The sequence below is a fragment of the Flavobacterium fluviatile genome (genome assembly GCF_010645065.1).
Lineage (GTDB): Bacteria > Bacteroidota > Bacteroidia > Flavobacteriales > Flavobacteriaceae > Flavobacterium > Flavobacterium fluviatile.
This window is the reverse complement of the sequence record NZ_JAADZW010000033.1, coordinates 1-18,232: the sequence shown is the minus strand read 5'-3', so window position 1 is coordinate 18,232 and position 18,232 is coordinate 1. Positions and strand designations below refer to the sequence as shown.

Sequence of the window (18,232 nt, the reverse complement as noted above, 5' to 3'; positions counted from 1 at the left end):
AGAATGAAAAAATTAATAGTATCCTTAGTACTCCTAGCTGTAACATCAGGTTACAGCCAGGAGTTAAACCTACCAGTGTTTACCCAGTATTTGGCAGATAACCCTTTTGTGATTTCGCCTGCATATGCCGGTATCGGTGACAATGTCAGAATCAGGCTTAACGGACTGACCCAATGGGTCGGAATAAAAGACGCACCCGACAACCAGTCTGCTTATGTCGATTTCAGGCTTCTGGACAGATCAGGAGTTGGTATATCTGTTTACAATGATAAAAATGGTTATACCAGACAAACAGGTGCCAAGGTTTCATTTGCGCATCATATTATCTTAGATTATTATTCTAAACAATATATGTCTTTTGGTATTTCGTACAACTTTAATAGTTTTAGGATAGATACAGATGAATTTGAAACTGATATCGAACATCCTGTCTTAGATCCTTCTATTACTAATGATCGTTATGTTTCGAATAACAATTTTGATATAAGTGCTTTATATCGTAACAAGAACTTTTATCTGAGTTTTAATGCTAATAATGTTTTAAAGAAAAACACAAACAAATTTAGAGGTGTTGAACCAGATTTACTTTCAAATTATCAGGTATATACTGGTTTTACCTTTAGAGATGCAGAAAACAATCGCATCGAATATGAACCTTCTGTTTTTTACCAGTATTTTGCCAGTGATAAACGTTCTGCAACGGATATCAATTTTAAATACAGACGTTATAACCGCTATGAAGAATATTATTGGATTGGTGTTTCGTACCGTATGTTGAATGACCAGTTTCCAAAACCTTTATCATTAGGGCCAATGGCAGGCTTTATGAAATCCAAGATTTATTTTGCCTATTCCTATCAGGTAATGTTTAATGATTTAGGATATTATAATTCAGGAACACATGTTGTTACACTTGGATTTGATTTCCTTCAGGCATTAAGCAGCTGTCCTTGTACAGATAGTCCGGTTCACGATTAAGTCGCTGTTCTAAGAATTAAAACAGAACTTGAATTTCTTTTTATAGTAATTATTGTTTCAAATAGTTTAAACGGGTAATGGTTAATAAAAATCATTGCTCGTTTTTTTATATAATATATTTTGATTAGAAAGCCAACAGGCAATATCAAACTTTAAAGTAGTTTTTTTTAAGTACGAGGGCGTCATCGAATTATTAATTTTTCAACTCCATTTTCTTATAACAAGACTTTTGTATGAGATACAAAGCTTAATTCGCATGAAAATTTGTGTTTAATATTTAATAAAGGAATTTATTTGTGAAATTATAACGTTTTCGTTCTTTGAATTGTCGATTTTTTAGTTTATCCGAATTTATAAGAACCTTAAAAGTTCTATATTTGTTTTTCTTTCAAAAAAACCATAAAATAATTATCAAATGAAAACTCTAAACGATTTCGATTTTAAAAATAAAAAAGCAATAATCCGTGTTGATTTTAATGTGCCTTTGGATGAAAACTTCAAAGTAACTGATGCTACACGTATCGAAGCGGCAAAACCAACTATTGATGCAATTCTGGCTCAGGGCGGAAGTGTGATTTTAATGTCACATTTAGGAAGACCAAAAGGAGCTGAAGAAAAATACTCTTTGAAACACATCTTAAAAACAGCTTCTGAAATTTTAGGCGTTCAGGTTAAATTTGCTGAAAACTGTGTGGGTGAACCAGCTCAGACTGCAGCAAAAGATTTGCAACCAGGCGAAGTTCTTTTACTTGAAAATTTACGGTTTCACGCTGAAGAAGAAGCCGGAGATGTAGCTTTCGCTAAAGAATTAGCTTCTTTAGGAGATATTTACGTAAATGATGCTTTTGGAACAGCTCACAGGGCACACGCTTCAACAACAATCATCGCGCAATTTTTCCCTACTGAAAAATGTTTTGGAACCTTATTGGCAAAAGAAATTGAAAGCTTAAATAAAGTACTAAATAACAGTGAAAAACCTGTAGTAGCAGTTTTAGGAGGTTCTAAAGTTTCGTCTAAAATTACAGTGATTGAAAATATCCTTGACAAAGTTGACCACATGATTATTGGTGGGGGTATGACTTTTACTTTCATCAAAGCACAGGGCGGAAAAATTGGTGAGTCTATCTGCGAAGATGACAAACAGGAATTAGCTCTTGAAATTTTAAGATTAGCAAAAGAAAAAGGAGTTCAGGTTCATATTCCGGTTGATGTAATTGCGGCTGATAATTTTTCAAATACAGCAAATACTCAGGTTGTTGATGTAACAGCAATTCCAGATGGTTGGCAGGGTCTGGATGCAGGGCCAAAATCTTTGGAAAACTTCAAAAAAGTAATTTTAGAGTCTAAAACTATTTTATGGAATGGTCCTTTGGGAGTTTTTGAAATGGAAACTTTCTCAAAAGGAACTATCGCTTTAGGTGATTATATTGCTGAAGCAACGGCTAATGGAGCTTTCTCTTTAGTTGGTGGCGGAGATTCTGTTGCAGCTGTAAAACAATTCGGTTTTGAAGACAAAATGAGTTATGTTTCTACAGGTGGTGGTGCAATGCTTGAGATGTTAGAAGGCAAAGTTTTACCAGGTATTGCTGCCATTCAGGACTAAAAATATAACAATTAACATTTTTTTTAACGTTTTTTACGCTTATTCTCCTTAAGTTTGTAAAAATACCACTTCTGTAATTCTTTGGATTATAGAATTTTAAAAAAATGTTATATGATTATAAGAAAAATTTCCTTAGCGGTTTCAGTCTTTTTTTCAATAGCTGGTTTTGCACAAGATGTGGTTAAAGCAGATACCGGGAGTAAGCCTGAAGTGAAGATTTCGTACTTAGATTCAGTAAAAAATTCATTTGTAAAAAATGACTTGGCCATTCGGGTTGATAGTCTTTGGATGAATGAATTGACAAGTTTGGATATATATGATGATCTGACTAAGGACATACAGACAATCAATAAAGATGTAACAGTTGATCAGGAATTACCAACAGAGCTTTTAAAACAAAGGCTTCAGCTAATGAATGAAAAGTCGCCTTTTGAGATAGAATACAATCAGGGACTAGAGAATATAATAAAGTCATTTCTTAAGAATCGTAAAAAATCGTTTTCCCGATTAATGGCTTTATCAGAATATTACTTTCCAATATTTGAGGATGCGTTTGCAAAACAAAATGTTCCTCTGGAAATTAAATATTTAGCCGTTGTAGAATCTGCTTTAAATCCTAAAGCAGTTTCTAAAATGGGCGCCACAGGACTTTGGCAATTCATGTACGGTACAGGAAAACAATACGATCTTAAAATTGATTCCTATATCGATGAGCGCAGTGATCCTCTTAAGGCAACTGCAGCCGCATCTGAATACATGACTAAAATGTTTAGCGTTTTTGGCGATTGGGAACTGGTTTTGGCTTCATACAATTCAGGTCCCGGAAACGTAACTAAAGCAATTCGCCGCTCAGGCGGAAAAACCAAATACTGGGATATTCGAAATTATCTTCCAAAAGAAACACAAGGATATGTACCCGCTTTTTTAGCTACAATGTATCTTTTCGAATACCATAAAGAACACGGAATCAATCCCGAAAGAGCCGTTGTAAAAAACTTTGAAACAGATACTATTCGCATCAAAGAAAAAATGTCTTTTAAACAAATTGCCGATTTGTTAGATATGCCGCAATCTCAAATAGAGCTTTTAAATCCTTCTTATAAACTAAAAGTAGTGCCTTTTTATCAGAACGAACAGCATTTTTTACGTTTGCCAAAAGATAAAGTTGCAATTTTTGTAGCTAACGAAGACAAAATTTATGCTTACGCAAAATATGATTCCGGGATTTATAAAATGCCTTCGCGTCTTGCGCAAAAAGTCACTCCTAAAGTAAAGGCAAAACAAGTAAAAGTTCCTGAACCGTTAGATCTCGAATCGTATATCGTTCAAAAAGGAGACAATTTAAGTTCAATTGCCGAGAGATATGATGTTACTGTTGCCGATATCAAAGATTGGAACAACCTTAAGACAAATGCGCTTGTATCAGGCAGATGTTTAAAAATTAAACCAAAAGATTCAGACTCCAAATCTTCTCAGGAAGTGGTTAAGAAATCTGCTGAAACCGTAATTGCAACTGCTGAAACGGCAGAGAAAAATGAAATAGAGGTTGAATACGTTGTGAAAAGCGGTGACAATCTGGGTAGTATTGCTAAAAAATTCGGCGTAACACTGGCAGACTTGAAAGAGTGGAACAAGCTTTCCACAAATAATCTCGCATTGGGTAAATCTTTGATTGTTTCTAAAAAGGAAACTATTGTTGTTGAAACTACTGCTGTGGCTTCAAACTCAATAGATTCATTCAGGAAAAAAGCAACTTCTGCAAAGACTATTGGAGAAGATTATTATGTTAAAAAAGGAGATTCATTATATAGTATTTCAAAAAAATATCCTGGCGTGACCATTTCAGACATCAAAAAATGGAACGGAATCAAAGACGAGGATATAAAACCAGGAATGAAGCTTAAAATAAACGGATAATAAAATATCTTACCTAAATTTGGGTTTTATTTCATTAAAATTATAAAAATGAATAAAACCCATTTTTTGTTGCTGCTAGTTTCAGTTTTACTAAGTTCCTGTTTTCAAAAAAACGAAAACAAGGAACAGCCAAAACCTGGCAAACCCAATACAATTTCTATCATTATTGACGATCAGTTGTGGTATGGCGAAGTTGGTGACAGCATTCGAAATAAATTTGCTTCTCCGGTTTTGGGACTCACACAGGAAGAACCTCTGTTTACAATTAACCAGTATCCGGCAAAGCTCCTTGAAGGTTTTGTAACCGATAGCCGAAGCATTATTGTAGTAAAAAAGGCGACTGTAGATAAATTCGAGGTAAAAACCAATGATAAAACCTTGCCTCACAATACTTTTCGGATTTACGGAAAATCAATTGATGACCTCATTTGCAGTATCGAAATGAATTCTCCGGAAATTATTCGTGCAATTCGCGAAACAGAAATTATGAAATTACAGCAGGATTACAGCAAATCTCTTTTAAATCCTGCCGTCATCAAAAATAAATTTCATATTGATCTGCAGATCCCGACAGGATATGAATACATGCTGCACAAGAAAAATTTTATCTGGCTTAAAAAAGAAATCATTAGTGGCAGTACAAGTCTTTTAATTTATCAGATTCCATTAAACAAACTCACTAAGAATTTGGATGTAGTAGGCAATATTATCAGGATGCGGGACTCTGTAGGACATTATATCAAAGGACGTGAGCCCAATACCCGGATGATTACAGGTGAAGATTATGCACCCTATTTTTCGATAATAACTTTAAATGGCAAAAAAACTTTTGAAACGAAAGGAACCTGGGAATTAAAAAACGATTTTATGACAGGACCATTTATTAATTATGCCATAATTGATGAAGTTTATAATCGAATTTTGGTTATCGAAGGTTTTTGTTACTCACCATCCAATCAGGAAAGGGATTTAATGTTAGAATTAGAAGCTATTATAAAATCTGTCAGAGTGAATAAGAGATAATACTTTATTTTTCGTATTTTTGGTTGTAACAAACCTTAAATCAGTTAATTATGAAAAATTTAGTGATAACATTCTTAATGTTAGTTTTATGTCTTTTTTCCTGTAAAAAAGAAGTAAAAACAGAAATAGTGACCCCTACGGCTGTTAATAGTGTAAAAACAGAAGATTCAATTGCTGAAATACCTTTAGATTCTGCAGCAAAAATGAAAGCATGGATGGATTATGCTACACCGGGTTCTCCCCATAAAATGATGGCTGATGAAACCGGGACCTGGAATTGTGATATGACTTTTTGGGAAGAGGAAGGAGGAAAGGCAGAAAAAGCAAGTTCTACTGCAGACATTGAAATGATTCTTGGAGGACGTTATCAGGAAGCGACTTATCAGGGTACGATAATGGGACAGCCATTTGAAGGGAAATCTACGCTGGCATATAATAATGCTAGCAAAGAATTCACAACTACTTTTATTGATAATATGGGAACCGGTATGATGGTTGCCACAGGAAAATATGATGAGAATACAAAAAGTATGGATCTTAAAGGTGAGGTAGTAAACCCGGAAAACGGAAAAAAAATGCCATATCGGGAGGTTTACACAATTGTTGATGCAAATACCCGTAAGATGGAAATGTACGATACAAAAAATGGTAAGGAATATAAAAGCATGGAAATCATTATGAAGAAAAAATAACCGGAATACTATGATGATTTGAAAAAATTGATAATTTCCCGATTGCAAATTGTAGTCGGGATTTTTTTTAATCTGATATATGTATTCTTCCTGTTTTTGATTTTTTAAATTATTTTTGATTTCCAATTTAAATAATAATACGCAATGGAATTAAAATGGAAAATAAAGCCTTTTGAGGCATTATCTGTTGATGAGCTATATGATTTGCTGAAACTAAGAAGTGAGGTCTTTGTAGTGGAGCAAAATTGCGTTTATTTGGATATTGATGGTAAAGACAAGAAAGCGTTACACTTAATAGGTGAATATGATAAAAAAATAGTAGCTTACGTGCGCTTATTTGATGCCGGGATTAGTTTTGACAATGCTTCAATTGGCAGGGTCGTTGTAGATGCAAATTATCGTGACAGAAAATGGGGTCATGATTTAATGAGAGAAGCTATTGCGGCGATAAAATCCAATTTTGGAAAAGATAAAATTACAATTGGTGCTCAACTATACCTTAAAAAATTCTACGAAAGCCACGGATTTGTACAAACCAGTGAAATGTATCTGGAAGATGATATTCCGCATATCGAAATGCAGCGTAACTAAATCTTAGTAATTTTAAACTCAACCCTCCTGTCTAATTCATCTCCTTTTTTAAGCGGATATTTATTACCGCAGCCCTGATAGGTCATACGGCTTTTGGATATTTTCTTTGATGATAAATAGAAAAATACAGTTTTAGCACGATTCCAGGAAAGCCTTCTTTCATTATTATCACGGTCTATGCCGTCTGTGTAAATTTCAGGAGTACAGCAGACGTGGCCTCTGATTTCAAACTGAATGTTTTTTTTGGACTGCAGAATGGTCACAATTTTATCCAATTCTTTTTTAGAATTGTAAGTCAGTTTTGAGCTGCCAAGATCAAACAAAATATTTTCCAGTAAAACTTTATCACCTACGTTCAATTCACTTTGCAATGAATTACGAATCCCTTTTCCGTAACTGTTTTTTTTAACGGCAATCAGGTCAACACTTCGGTTTTTGGATCTGGTTTCGTTTAGGTTTTCAACTGTATCGCTCCTTATTATTACTCGTCCTTTTCCTTCAAGAATGATAATTCTGCTTTTGTTAAATCCTGAAGCGACCAATATTTCCTGAACAGTATTGACGCGATCCCTGGATAGGCGGTAATTATATTCATCGGTGCCACGATCATCACAGTAGCCGTAAATTTGTACCGATTCTATTTTTGTGGTGTCTATGTTTTTTGCAAAATCAGTAATGACTTTAGTTTGATGAGTGTTAAGTGTATATTGGTCAAAATCAAAATAAATGGTTTCGATGGGTTTTTGCTGCGCCGATAAATTGTAAATGAATAACAGAAATAGGGAGCTACAAAGTTTCATTTTTACATTTTTAAAATCGTTTTATACTCAGTTTGATTGTTTAATACGGCTACTGCTTTTTTAATTTCTGAATTGTTTTTGATGTAATATTGATACAAACCTTCCTGATATTGGTATCTTTTAATCAGTTCCTCCAGAATCAGGTTTTTGATTTCCTTTTGATTTTTGTCTAATAATGTAGTTTCACTTTTTTCAAGTGCATTTAATAACTGCTTATATTCAATTACGATTGCTTCGTCAATTTGTTCATTTTTGGCTGCAGCCAAAGTGTTTTTCAGGGCAAGTTCGGTTTCTGTATCAAAAGTAAATTTGTTGGCTTTTAAATATTGCTTGAAAGCGGCATAATCAGTGTCTGTGATGGTTGGGATTTTATCTCCTAAATTCGGGTTTTTATAATAATAAACAGTCGCATAATCAAAAATTCCGTCATTTTTCAATAATGCATTTGTAATAGGACTCAGTTTGGTTTCATCAAGTTCTATATCAGGCAAAACGCCACCGCCATCGTAAACTGTTCTTCCTTTTCTGGTTTTAAAAGCATTAAAATTTTTAGAATCGGTTTTTTGTGCTACTCCGTTTTTGTCTTTATGTGCATAATCCAACGCCTGGATACAACGTCCTGACGGAGTGTAATAACGTGAAATAGTCACTTTCAACTGGGTTCCGTACGTTAATTCAACAGTGCGCTGAACCAGACCTTTTCCGAAACTGCGACTTCCCAAGATCACGGCACGATCCAGATCCTGCAAAGCCCCTGAAACAATTTCTGATGCCGAAGCGCTTTTTCCGTTTACTAAAATGGCTAACGGAATCTGAGTATCTATGGGTTCTTTAGTTGTTTTGTAGGTATTATTGTGTTTTTCAATTCTGGATTTTGTAGTTACAATCACTTCATTTTTTGGAACAAACAAATTACAAATGTCAATAGCTTCATTTAATAAACCACCAGGATTGTTTCTTAAATCCAGCACAATTTGAGTTGCTCCGTCTGTTTTTAGTTTTTCAAGAGCTTCTTTTACTTCAAAGGCAGCTTTTCGGCTAAAATGTGCCAAAACGATATAGCCGGTTTTATCATCAATTTTTCCAAAGAACGGAACTGACTTAATATCAACTTCATCCAAAACCAAATCAGTGGTAAAGGTTTTTCCCTGACGAAGGTATTTTATTTTAATCTTAGTATTTTTTGTTCCTTTCAGTAATTGTGAAGCATCATCCTTAAAATCAGCGATCATAACATCGCCAATCTGAATGATCTCGTCACCGGCTTTTAAACCCGCTTTGTCAGCCGGATAATTTTTGTACGGTTCGCGAACAATTAAGCGGTCTTTTTTACGGGCAATCATAGCACCAATTCCTGTATATTCACCAGTATTGTTGATTTTAAAATTTACAACATCCTGTTCGTTAAAATAAACGGTATAAGGATCCAGACTCCCTAACATACTTTTTATTCCTTTATCCATCAGGTCACCAGGATTGGTTTCATCAACATAATTGGTGTTAACGGCTTTGAATAAGGTTGTGAAAATTTCTATTTGCTTGGCAATTTCAAAAAAATCTTCTTTGAAACTGGTTCCAATAAATAAAAATCCTGTTGCAACGGCCGGTATAATGAATTTCTTTTTGAAATAACGATGCATGATTATGAATTAGATTATTGAGTACTAAAATAAGAATAAATCATCAATTAAGGTGATTGGTTTATGCGAATCTGAATGCTGTATCTGAAAAGAATTAATTAATAAGGATTTTACAAATCAATTTTAGTTTTCAGAATCTGTAATTTTATTTATTTGCTGAATAAATTTCTCAAACAACTGAACTGTTTTGGTATTGATTTCTTCGTAAGTCAATCTGTCTTTTGTCTGGTAAAAAAACATCAGCGAATAAGGCTGATGCACATTTTCCCAAAGCAAATGTTTGTTCAGTCGGTAAGTTTCTCTTAAAACCCTTTTGAAATAATTGCGGTCAACAGCTTTTTTGAAATATTTTTTAGAAACCGATACCCCAATTTTGATTTTTTCTTCTGAATCAGCTTCCGCCTGACGGTAAACCAGACGCAACGGATATTTAGAAACCGATTTCCCTTCCGAAAACAATAATCCAATTGTCGTTTTGCTCTTTAAGCGTTCATTTTTACGGTAAGTGAAGTTCATTTAATTCAGAAAAAATTTGCAATTCCAGACACAAAGGTACAATTAAACCATAAAAGAGGTTATTGTTTTCAAATTTTATACCGCTAAGAATATATTTACTACTTTTGGCGTTTAATTTTTAAGCATGCAAAAGATAATTTCATATCCAATTTCCGTAATTTATTATTTATGTTTTGGATTGTGTCTGGTGGTTTTTCATCCGATACAATGGATTTGCCTTAATCTTTTTGGTTATCAGGCTCATAAAAAAAGTGTTGACTATTTAAATTTCAGTCTTTTAAGCTGTACAAGACTTGTAGGGACGACTTATACAGTTGAAGGTGTAGATACAATCCCGAAGGGTTTTCCGATAATTTTTGTAGCCAATCACCAGAGTATGTATGATATCGTGGCAATGATTTGGTACTTTAGACGTTTTCATTGTAAATTTGTAAGTAAGAAAGAGTTAGGCAGCGGAATCCCAAGTGTTTCTTTCAATTTGAAATATGGAGGTTCAGTGCTAATTGACCGTAAAGACCCTAAACAAGCGATTCCTGTAATCAAAGGCTTGTCTGAATATATTGAGAAGAACACCAGATCTGCTGTTATTTTTCCGGAAGGGACACGCAGTAAAACTGGAAAACCCAAAGAATTTGCGCAAAGCGGCTTAAAGATTTTATGTAAATATGCGCCTTCAGCGTATGTTGTACCGGTAAGTATTAATAATTCATGGAAAATGGTTCGTTACGGAATGTTTCCGGTGGGATTAGGAAATCATCTTACTTTCACTGCACATCAGGCAATGGCAGTAAAAGATTATAAATTTGAAGAATTGATGGAAATTACTGAAAAATCAGTAAAAGAGGGAGTTAACGAGTATAAACAGATTTAAGTTTTAGAAAAAAAGCTTAAATCCAAATTTGATAAAGTAATGTCTATAAAAAACATTAGATTAGAAGTAATGCAGTTTTTGGAAAAAAACGTGGACAGCTTCGTTGAGCAGTATTTAATTCCGGTTGAAACAATCTGGCAGCCAACAGATTTTCTGCCTAATTCTCAGGGAGAAAATTTCTTTGAGGAGGTAAAAGAACTGCGTGAAATTGCCAAAGAGCTTCCATATGATTTCTGGGTAACACTCGTTGGTGATACCATTACTGAAGAAGCACTGCCCACGTATGAATCGTGGCTTATGGATGTGGAAGGAATTGATCAGGTGGATCAGGTAGAAAATGGTGGAAACGGATGGGCCAGATGGGTAAAGCAATGGACCGGAGAAGAAAACCGTCATGGAGACCTGCTGAATAAATATCTGTATTTGTCCGGTCGCGTGAACATGCGTGAAATCGAAATGACGACGCAGCATTTAATTAACGACGGTTTTGATATCGGAACAGGCAGGGATCCCTATAAAAACTTTGTATATACCAGTTTTCAGGAATTAGCAACGTATGTGTCGCACAACAGAGTGTCGCAAATAGCGAAGAAATTTGGCGATAAAAAGCTGTCTAAAATGTGTAAAATGATTGCCGGTGACGAAATGCGTCATCATCATGCATACAGTGAGTTCGTTAATCGTATTTTTCAGGTTGATCCAAGTGAAATGATGCTGGCGTTTCAATACATGATGAAACAAAAAATCGTTATGCCTGCGCATTTCCTGAGAGAATCAGGCCAAAAGATCAGTTCAGCTTTTGAACAATTTTCTGATTCTGCTCAACGAATAGGAGTTTACACGGCAACCGATTATGTTGACATCCTGCAGAAATTAATTGATAAGTGGGAAATTGATAAGATTTCTAACTTGACAGATGAAGCCGAAAAAGCACGTGAATATTTAATGAAATTACCGGCCCGTATGGCAAGAATCTCAGAAAGAATTGTGATTCCAAAGGAATCTCATATCTTCAAATGGGTTGAGCCGGCGAGACTATAATTTAAGATTAAAAACATATATCATACAAAAATGCAACTTTGTTGCTTTTGAAAGATAAGCTATAAAAAGTGTTGATTATTGAGGTTTTTAAATCTTTGATAATCAACATTTTTTAATATTTCGGAGTCTCTTTTTCTGGAGTAAAATTATTTAAATTCTAAAAATGAATTGGAAAAATTCCATTTATCAATTAAAGAATAGTGTACAGTTAGCATTAAAAAACTATGAATAATTCAGCATTAATAAACAAAACAATCCAATTTGTAAAAGAAAAACTTAATAATGCCGAAGGGGGTCATGACTGGTTTCATATTGAGCGGGTTTATAAAAATGCTCTTTTGATTGCAGAAAGTACAGACTGTGATTTAACAGTAGTTCAGTTAGGGGCTTTGCTTCATGATATTGCAGACAGTAAATTTCATAACGGTGATGAAACTATTGGTCCTGAAACAGCACGTTTATTTTTAGAATCAGAAAATGTTTCTGAAGACATTATTCAGCATGTTGTAAATATTATTGAAAATATCTCGTACAAAGGCGGGAATTTCGAAAAGAAGTTTTCTTCTGTGGAATTGGATGTTGTACAGGATGCAGATCGTTTAGATGCCATTGGTGCGATTGGAGTAGCAAGGGCATTTAATTATGGCGGATTCAAAAACAGGGCTTTGTATGATCCTGAAATTACGCCAGTAACCAACATGACCAAAGAAGAATACAAAAATAACAATGCGCCGACGATAAATCACTTTTACGAAAAGCTTTTGCTTTTAAAAGATAAAATGAATACGGAAACCGGAAAACAAATCGCAGAAGAAAGACACCGTTTTATGGAAATGTTTCTGGCTCAGTTTTATGCAGAGTGGGAGGGGATTAAGTAAATTTATTCCGCAAAGTCACACAAAGAAAATACATAAAGCTTCACAAAGAAATTAAAACTCTGCGAAGCTTTGTGTATTTAGTGAATCTCTGTGAAATAAGAAAAATCAGCTGCAGCCGCAATTTCCATCACCGCAGTCCTTTTTCTTTTTGGATTTCCAGAAGAATTTTTTAACCAAAAAAACAATTGAGAGTCCTAATATGGCAAAAGCTATAATTTCCTGAATCATGACTGCTTATTTTAAAATTTGATAGGCAATTAAGGCAGATAAATAGGCTATTGCGCTCATAAAGCCTAATTGCATGGCCGGCCATTTCCAGGAATTCGTCTCTTTTTTGGTAATAGCCAATGTACTGGCACACTGCATAGCAAAGGCATAAAACAGCAATAATGAAATTCCTGTTGCGAAATTGAATACTTTTTCTCCTGTATCAGAATGAACTTCTGCCTGCATTTTACTTTTTATCGTAGCTTCATTCTCACTATCCCCAACACTGTAAATAGTGGCAAGTGTTCCCACGAAAACCTCACGCGCAGCAAATGAACTGATTAAAGCTATCCCGATTTTCCAGTCGTATCCCAAGGGTTCGATTGCCGGTTCGATTGCTCTTCCCATTAATCCGATATAGGAATTCTCCAGTTTTTGAGAAGCCACTTCATTTTCAAACTGAGTTTCATCCAAAGGCTTGTTTATAAATCTTTCTTTTACGATGGCTTCGGCATCATTAAAATCTTTTCCGGGGCCGTACGAAGCTAAAAACCATAAAATAATAGATATTGCCAGAATGATTTTACCCGCTCCTACAATGAAAGCTTTGGTTTTTTCGACAACATTGATTCCAACGTTCTTGAAAAGCGGTAATTTGTAACTTGGCATTTCGACTACGAAATACGTTTTGGACTCCAGTTTTAAAACCTTATTTAATATATATGCCGATAAAATGGCTGCAAAAAATCCTAAAACATACAGCGCCATCAAAGTTAATCCCTGAAGATTTAAAAAGCCAAAAACACGTTTGCCCGGAATAACCAGCGAAATAATAATTGCATAAACAGGCAATCTTGCCGAACAGGTTGTAAATGGAGTTACAAGGATTGTGATAAGGCGTTCTTTCCAGTTTTCGATATTTCGGGTTGCCATGATAGCAGGAATGGCACAGGCTGTCCCTGAGATTAAGGGTACAACACTTTTTCCGGAAAGGCCGAATTTACGCATGATTTTGTCCATCAGAAAAACGACACGGCTCATGTATCCGCTTTCTTCGAGAATAGATATGAAAAGGAATAAAAAGGCAATCTGCGGAATAAAAATAATAACCCCGCCAATTCCCGGTATGATTCCCTGCGAAAGCAGATCTGTCAGAATACCGCTTGGCAGTTCTTCGGCAACCCAGCTGCTTAAAGTAGCAAAAGTACTGTCAATAAAATCCATCGGGATAGTTGACCAGCTGAATATCGACTGGAAGATTAAAAATAAAATCGCAAAGAAAATAGCATAACCCCAGAATTTATGGGTCAGCACACGATCAAGTTTTGCCCTGATGTCTTTTGCCATTGAAGCATCAACCTTTAAGCCCTCTTTTAAAACATCATTTATGAACTGATACCGTTTAATAGTTTCTTTTTGCTGAAGACGTTTTAATTCGGAGTGTGATTTGGTAAAAGTGCTTCGGATTTCATTTCGGTCTAAATTCGAAAAATTTACATCCTGAGTAATAACCAGCCACAATTTGTATAATAACTGATTCGGAAAAGCGAGCTGTAATTTTTCAAAATACTCATTATCAATAACTGAAGCGTTTAAGCAAGGTTCATGTGGAACCGTTTTATAGGAAACAATTAATTCTTTGAGTTCATCAATTCCCAGGCCTTTACGCGAACTTACCAATGCAATTTTGGTTTTTAGTTTTTCTTCTAAATACGGAATATCAAGCGTAATTCCTTTACGTTCCATACGATCCGACATGTTGATGACTAAGATGGTCGGAATTTCAAGGTCTTTTATCTGGGTGTAAATCAGCAGATTTCGTTTCAGGTTTTCGACATCAGTTACTACTACTGCAACATCCGGATATAACTTATCGTTTTTGTTCAGTAAAAGTTCAATCACCACACTTTCATCCATTGAACTGGCATTCAGGCTATATGTACCGGGCAAATCCAGAATATTGGCCTTGATGTTGTGGGGCAGTTTGCAGAAACCTATTTTTTTCTCAACAGTAATTCCGGGATAATTCCCAACCTGTTGATTTAAACCCGTTAGCTGATTGAAAACTGAAGTTTTTCCTGTGTTTGGATTCCCGATAAGGGCAACATTGATATTCTGAACGCTCATTATAAATTGCTTTTGATAAGTTCAACTTCAATTTCGCGAGCTGTTTCAACACGGATGGCCACATGTGAGCCATTAATATCTAAATATAAAGGATCTCCAAAAGGAGCAATTTGAAGTAATTCGACCAAGCTGCCCGGCAAACAACCCATTTCTAACAATTTTAAAGGAATCAAATCGATATCAAAATCTTTGATAATGGCTTTTTCGCCTTTCTTCAGGGTGTGGATAGTGTTTCGCAAGCTTATTTAGATTGAATTTAGATTGCAAAAATAGGTAATAATTCTTTATTTAGAGGCAATAATCAATTTTGAATATGCTAAATGTTTCTAAAAATATCGATTTAATATTCTTTGCACAAGAAATCAATATCTTCTAAAAGACGTTTGATTTCTTCTTTGTCTGTTCCGTCATAAAATCCGCGAACGCGACGTTTTTGATCGACCAGAACAAAATTTTCGGTATGAACCATATCGTACAACTGGTCCGGTCTTCCCAGTTTAACTGCTAAATATGATTTTCTGGCCATGGTGTAAATCTCTTTTTTGTCTCCGGTAACCAAATTCCATTTACTGTCAACTACGCCGTGTTTTATGGCATAAGCTTTTAGAACCGGAACACTGTCTGTTTCAGGAAAAACAGTATGTGAAAGCAGCATTACTTTTGGATTATTTAAAACCGCTTTTTGAACATCAGCCAGGTTGGTCGTCATCTTTGGGCAAATAGATCCACAGGTGGTAAAGAAGAAATCGGCAACATAAATTTTTCCTTCGTAATTTTTTTGTGTTATGGTATCACCGTTTTGATTTACGAACGAAAAATCAGCAATCGTATGATATTTACTTTTATACTGAACAGTGCTATCCACCAATTCCGGGTTTACATCGGCCGGATTATAAACAGGCAATGTTTTTTGAGGTTTTAAAGCAAAATAGAAAAGTGTAATTGTGATTGCCGAAAATACGCCTAAGACAATGAAGAATTTTCGGTATTTGTAAAGAAGCGATTTCATAAATATAATTTGGCTGCAAAAATACGAAAAGAGCTTTTTAAAATGTTTGGTTATTCTTTTTTTTAACAATGAATATACAGGGACAGCTAAGTAAATTATTTAAAAAATAATCTTTAATAAATTATTAGCTGAATTTTTAACATTAGGAATCAAATATTAGCAATATGTTTGCATAAACTCTAAATGGTTAAATATAAATGAAAAAAGTGCTTACTACACCTGCTTTTTATGCTTTTTCTGCAATGCTTTCTTTGGCTGCAGTTCAGGCGCAGACAACTCCCCAAAAAGAACCGGGAATTAATGTTTCTTTTATGAAAAAAGAAATTAGTCCTAAAGAAGATTTCTTTCAATATGTAAACGGAACCTGGCTTGACAAAACAGAAATTCCGAGCGACCGAAATGCCTGGGGAAGTTTTAATGAACTACGTCAGAAAACAGACGATAATTCATTAGCAATTTTAAAAGAAGCTTCAAAAGATCCGAAGTACAAATCAAACACAGATCAGGGTAAAGCGATTGCTCTGTTCAATACAATTTTGGATACTGTTGGGAGAAACAAAAGGGGTATAACACCGCTTAAGCCTTATTTGAAAAAAATTGATGCTATTAAAAATGTAGCCGATTTACAAAATTACCTGATAGAAATGCAGGCTCAGGGCGGAACTGGTTTCTTTGGGGTTCATGTTGGAGCAGACGCAAAAAACAGTAATAAAAATTCAGTTAGTTTAAGTCCGGGAGCTTTAGGGATGTCTGATAAGGATTATTACAATTCTGATGATAAAGATTCAAAGGAAAAACGAGAAAAATATGAACTGCATGTTGCCAGAATGCTTCAGTTTATTGGAGAATCACCTGCGAAAGCTAAAGAAAGTGCCAAACAAATCCTTGCTTTAGAAATCGAAATGTCTGCACCGAGACTGGACCGTGTTGAAAGAAGAGACCGCAGAAAACAATACAACCCAACTGCCGTTGCCGATTTGAAAAAAAACACGCCTTCGATTCAGTGGGATAAATATTTTTCCGGGGTGGGGATGGCGAAATTAGATACAGTAAATGTAGCCCAGCCTCGTTACATGATTGCTTTAGAAAAAACTTTTACTGAAAATAAAGTAGAGGCGTGGAAAGAATATCTTAAATGGTCTGCATTGAATAAAGCGGCTTCCACTTTAAGCACAGAAATTGAGAATGCAAATTTTGATTTCTATGGGAAAACGCTAACAGGAGCTTTAAAACAGCGTCCGCGCGAAGAAGTAGCGTTGCAGGTAATCAATACTGCAACAGGAGAAGCTTTAGGGAAATTGTATGTAGAGAAATTGTTTCCGGCTGAAGCCAAAGAAAAAGCGAAAAACATGATTGCAAATGTGATGCTGGCTTACGAAAACAGAATCAATGCTTTGCCATGGATGTCTGCACCTACAAAAGCAAAAGCGATTGAAAAGTTAAAGAAACTAACCGTAAAAATAGGCTATCCGGATAAATGGAAAGACTATTCAAAACTGGAACTTAAAAATGTTTCTGAAGGCGGAACTTATTTTGATAATATGAAAAACTTAGCAAAATGGGCTTATTCTGAGAACTTAGCTAAACTGGGAAAACCGGTTGATAAATCAGAGTGGGGAATGTCTCCGCAAACGGTAAACGCTTATTTTAATCCATCCTATAATGAAATTGTATTTCCTGCAGCAATTTTACAGCCGCCATTTTACAACTATCAGGCAGATGAAGCTGTAAATTATGGTGGTATTGGTGCTGTTATCGGCCATGAAATCTCACACGGGTTTGATGATTCGGGAGCACGGTTCAATGCAGACGGAAACCTTGTTGACTGGTGGACAGCTGATGATTTAAAACAATTTACGGCACTTGGTGGTAAATTGGCTGATCAGTACAGTGCTTTGGAACCTTTGCCGGGCATCCATGTGGACGGTAAATTTACCTTAGGGGAAAATATAGGGGATTTGGGCGGAATCAATGCGGCTTACGACGGTTTGCAGTTGTATTTGAAAGCTAATGGAAATCCGGGATTAATTGACGGATTTACGCCAGAACAGCGTTTCTTTATTTCATGGGCGACTGTATGGAGAACAAAATCAAGAGATGAAGCTATAAAAAGCCAGGTAAAAACTGATCCGCATTCTCCGGGAATGTACAGAGCTGTTGTTCCGATTCAGAATGTTGATGCTTTTTACGAAGCTTTCGATATCAAAAAAGGAGATAAAATGTATATAGAACCAGAGAAGAGAGTTAAAATCTGGTAAAAGAAGGTAGTGTCTCACTAACTGTGTAAGTTGAAAAGTTATTCTGAAAAATATTTGAGCTCTTTTAAAAAGCCCAAAAAT

17 protein-coding genes are annotated in these 18,232 nt (G+C 35.2%); 10 read left to right on the top strand and 7 right to left on the bottom strand.

Annotation, left to right across the window (positions count from 1 at the left end; genetic code table 11):
• Positions 1-3 precede the first annotated feature (3 nt).
• The 6 genes from GXM17_RS19950 to GXM17_RS19925 all read left to right on the top strand — a co-directional run bounded on the left by GXM17_RS19950 (position 4) and on the right by GXM17_RS19925 (position 6,804).
• Positions 4-978 (top strand): PorP/SprF family type IX secretion system membrane protein, encoded by a 975-nt coding sequence (locus GXM17_RS19950; protein ID WP_244307448.1) that lies wholly within the window; start codon positions 4-6, stop codon positions 976-978.
• Between the two features lie 415 nt (positions 979-1,393).
• Positions 1,394-2,581 (top strand): phosphoglycerate kinase, encoded by a 1,188-nt coding sequence (locus tag GXM17_RS19945; RefSeq protein ID WP_163401281.1) that lies wholly within the window; start codon positions 1,394-1,396, stop codon positions 2,579-2,581.
• Positions 2,582-2,692: 111 nt separating this feature from the next.
• Complete coding sequence (locus GXM17_RS19940) at positions 2,693-4,498, top strand: LysM peptidoglycan-binding domain-containing protein (protein WP_163401280.1); 1,806 nt, start codon at positions 2,693-2,695, stop codon at positions 4,496-4,498.
• 48 nt (positions 4,499-4,546) lie between these two features.
• Positions 4,547-5,521 carry a DUF4837 family protein gene (locus GXM17_RS19935; protein ID WP_163401279.1) on the top strand — a complete coding sequence of 325 codons (975 nt, stop codon included), beginning with the start codon at positions 4,547-4,549 and terminating at the stop codon, positions 5,519-5,521.
• 50 nt (positions 5,522-5,571) lie between these two features.
• Complete coding sequence (locus tag GXM17_RS19930; RefSeq protein WP_163401278.1) at positions 5,572-6,213, top strand: DUF1579 domain-containing protein; 642 nt, start codon at positions 5,572-5,574, stop codon at positions 6,211-6,213.
• A gap of 144 nt (positions 6,214-6,357) precedes the next feature.
• Positions 6,358-6,804 (top strand): GNAT family N-acetyltransferase, encoded by a 447-nt coding sequence (locus GXM17_RS19925; RefSeq protein WP_163401277.1) that lies wholly within the window; start codon positions 6,358-6,360, stop codon positions 6,802-6,804.
• On the opposite strand, the gene GXM17_RS19920 is transcribed toward GXM17_RS19925, so the two are convergent.
• From GXM17_RS19920 to rnpA, 3 genes are all read right to left on the bottom strand, one after another.
• Entirely contained in the window at positions 6,801-7,604 is an 804-nt protein-coding gene (locus GXM17_RS19920) for an OmpA family protein (protein WP_163401276.1), read from the bottom strand. The genes GXM17_RS19925 and GXM17_RS19920 overlap by 4 nt on opposite strands.
• A gap of 2 nt (positions 7,605-7,606) precedes the next feature.
• Positions 7,607-9,244 carry a S41 family peptidase gene (locus GXM17_RS19915; protein ID WP_163401275.1) on the bottom strand — a complete coding sequence of 546 codons (1,638 nt, stop codon included), beginning with the start codon at positions 9,242-9,244 and terminating at the stop codon, positions 7,607-7,609.
• A gap of 123 nt (positions 9,245-9,367) precedes the next feature.
• On the bottom strand, positions 9,368-9,760 hold the full coding sequence (gene rnpA, locus GXM17_RS19910; protein WP_163401274.1) for a ribonuclease P protein component: 393 nt from the start codon (positions 9,758-9,760) through the stop codon (positions 9,368-9,370).
• A gap of 124 nt (positions 9,761-9,884) precedes the next feature.
• Between rnpA and GXM17_RS19905 the strand changes: the two genes are divergently transcribed.
• From GXM17_RS19905 to GXM17_RS19895, 3 genes are all read left to right on the top strand, one after another.
• Positions 9,885-10,631 (top strand): lysophospholipid acyltransferase family protein, encoded by a 747-nt coding sequence (locus GXM17_RS19905; protein ID WP_163401273.1) that lies wholly within the window; start codon positions 9,885-9,887, stop codon positions 10,629-10,631.
• Between the two features lie 39 nt (positions 10,632-10,670).
• Complete coding sequence (locus tag GXM17_RS19900; RefSeq protein ID WP_163401272.1) at positions 10,671-11,672, top strand: acyl-ACP desaturase; 1,002 nt, start codon at positions 10,671-10,673, stop codon at positions 11,670-11,672.
• Positions 11,673-11,896: 224 nt separating this feature from the next.
• Positions 11,897-12,550 carry an HD domain-containing protein gene (locus GXM17_RS19895; protein WP_163401271.1) on the top strand — a complete coding sequence of 218 codons (654 nt, stop codon included), beginning with the start codon at positions 11,897-11,899 and terminating at the stop codon, positions 12,548-12,550.
• A gap of 105 nt (positions 12,551-12,655) precedes the next feature.
• On the opposite strand, the gene GXM17_RS22040 is transcribed toward GXM17_RS19895, so the two are convergent.
• The 4 genes from GXM17_RS22040 to GXM17_RS19880 form a co-directional block, all read right to left on the bottom strand.
• Positions 12,656-12,778 (bottom strand): FeoB-associated Cys-rich membrane protein, encoded by a 123-nt coding sequence (locus GXM17_RS22040; protein ID WP_244307447.1) that lies wholly within the window; start codon positions 12,776-12,778, stop codon positions 12,656-12,658.
• A 6-nt stretch (positions 12,779-12,784) separates the two neighbouring features.
• A complete protein-coding gene (feoB, locus tag GXM17_RS19890; RefSeq protein WP_163401270.1) occupies positions 12,785-14,884 on the bottom strand; it encodes a ferrous iron transport protein B in 2,100 nt (699 codons plus the stop codon).
• A complete protein-coding gene (locus GXM17_RS19885) occupies positions 14,884-15,123 on the bottom strand; it encodes a FeoA family protein (protein ID WP_163401269.1) in 240 nt (79 codons plus the stop codon). Before GXM17_RS19885 ends, feoB begins: the two co-directional genes overlap by 1 nt.
• Positions 15,124-15,224: 101 nt before the next feature.
• Positions 15,225-15,893, bottom strand: coding sequence for an SCO family protein (locus GXM17_RS19880; protein WP_163401268.1), 669 nt, complete (start codon positions 15,891-15,893; stop codon positions 15,225-15,227).
• A 197-nt stretch (positions 15,894-16,090) separates the two neighbouring features.
• Between GXM17_RS19880 and GXM17_RS19875 the strand changes: the two genes are divergently transcribed.
• Positions 16,091-18,151 carry a M13 family metallopeptidase gene (locus GXM17_RS19875; RefSeq protein ID WP_163401267.1) on the top strand — a complete coding sequence of 687 codons (2,061 nt, stop codon included), beginning with the start codon at positions 16,091-16,093 and terminating at the stop codon, positions 18,149-18,151.
• Positions 18,152-18,232 lie beyond the last annotated feature (81 nt).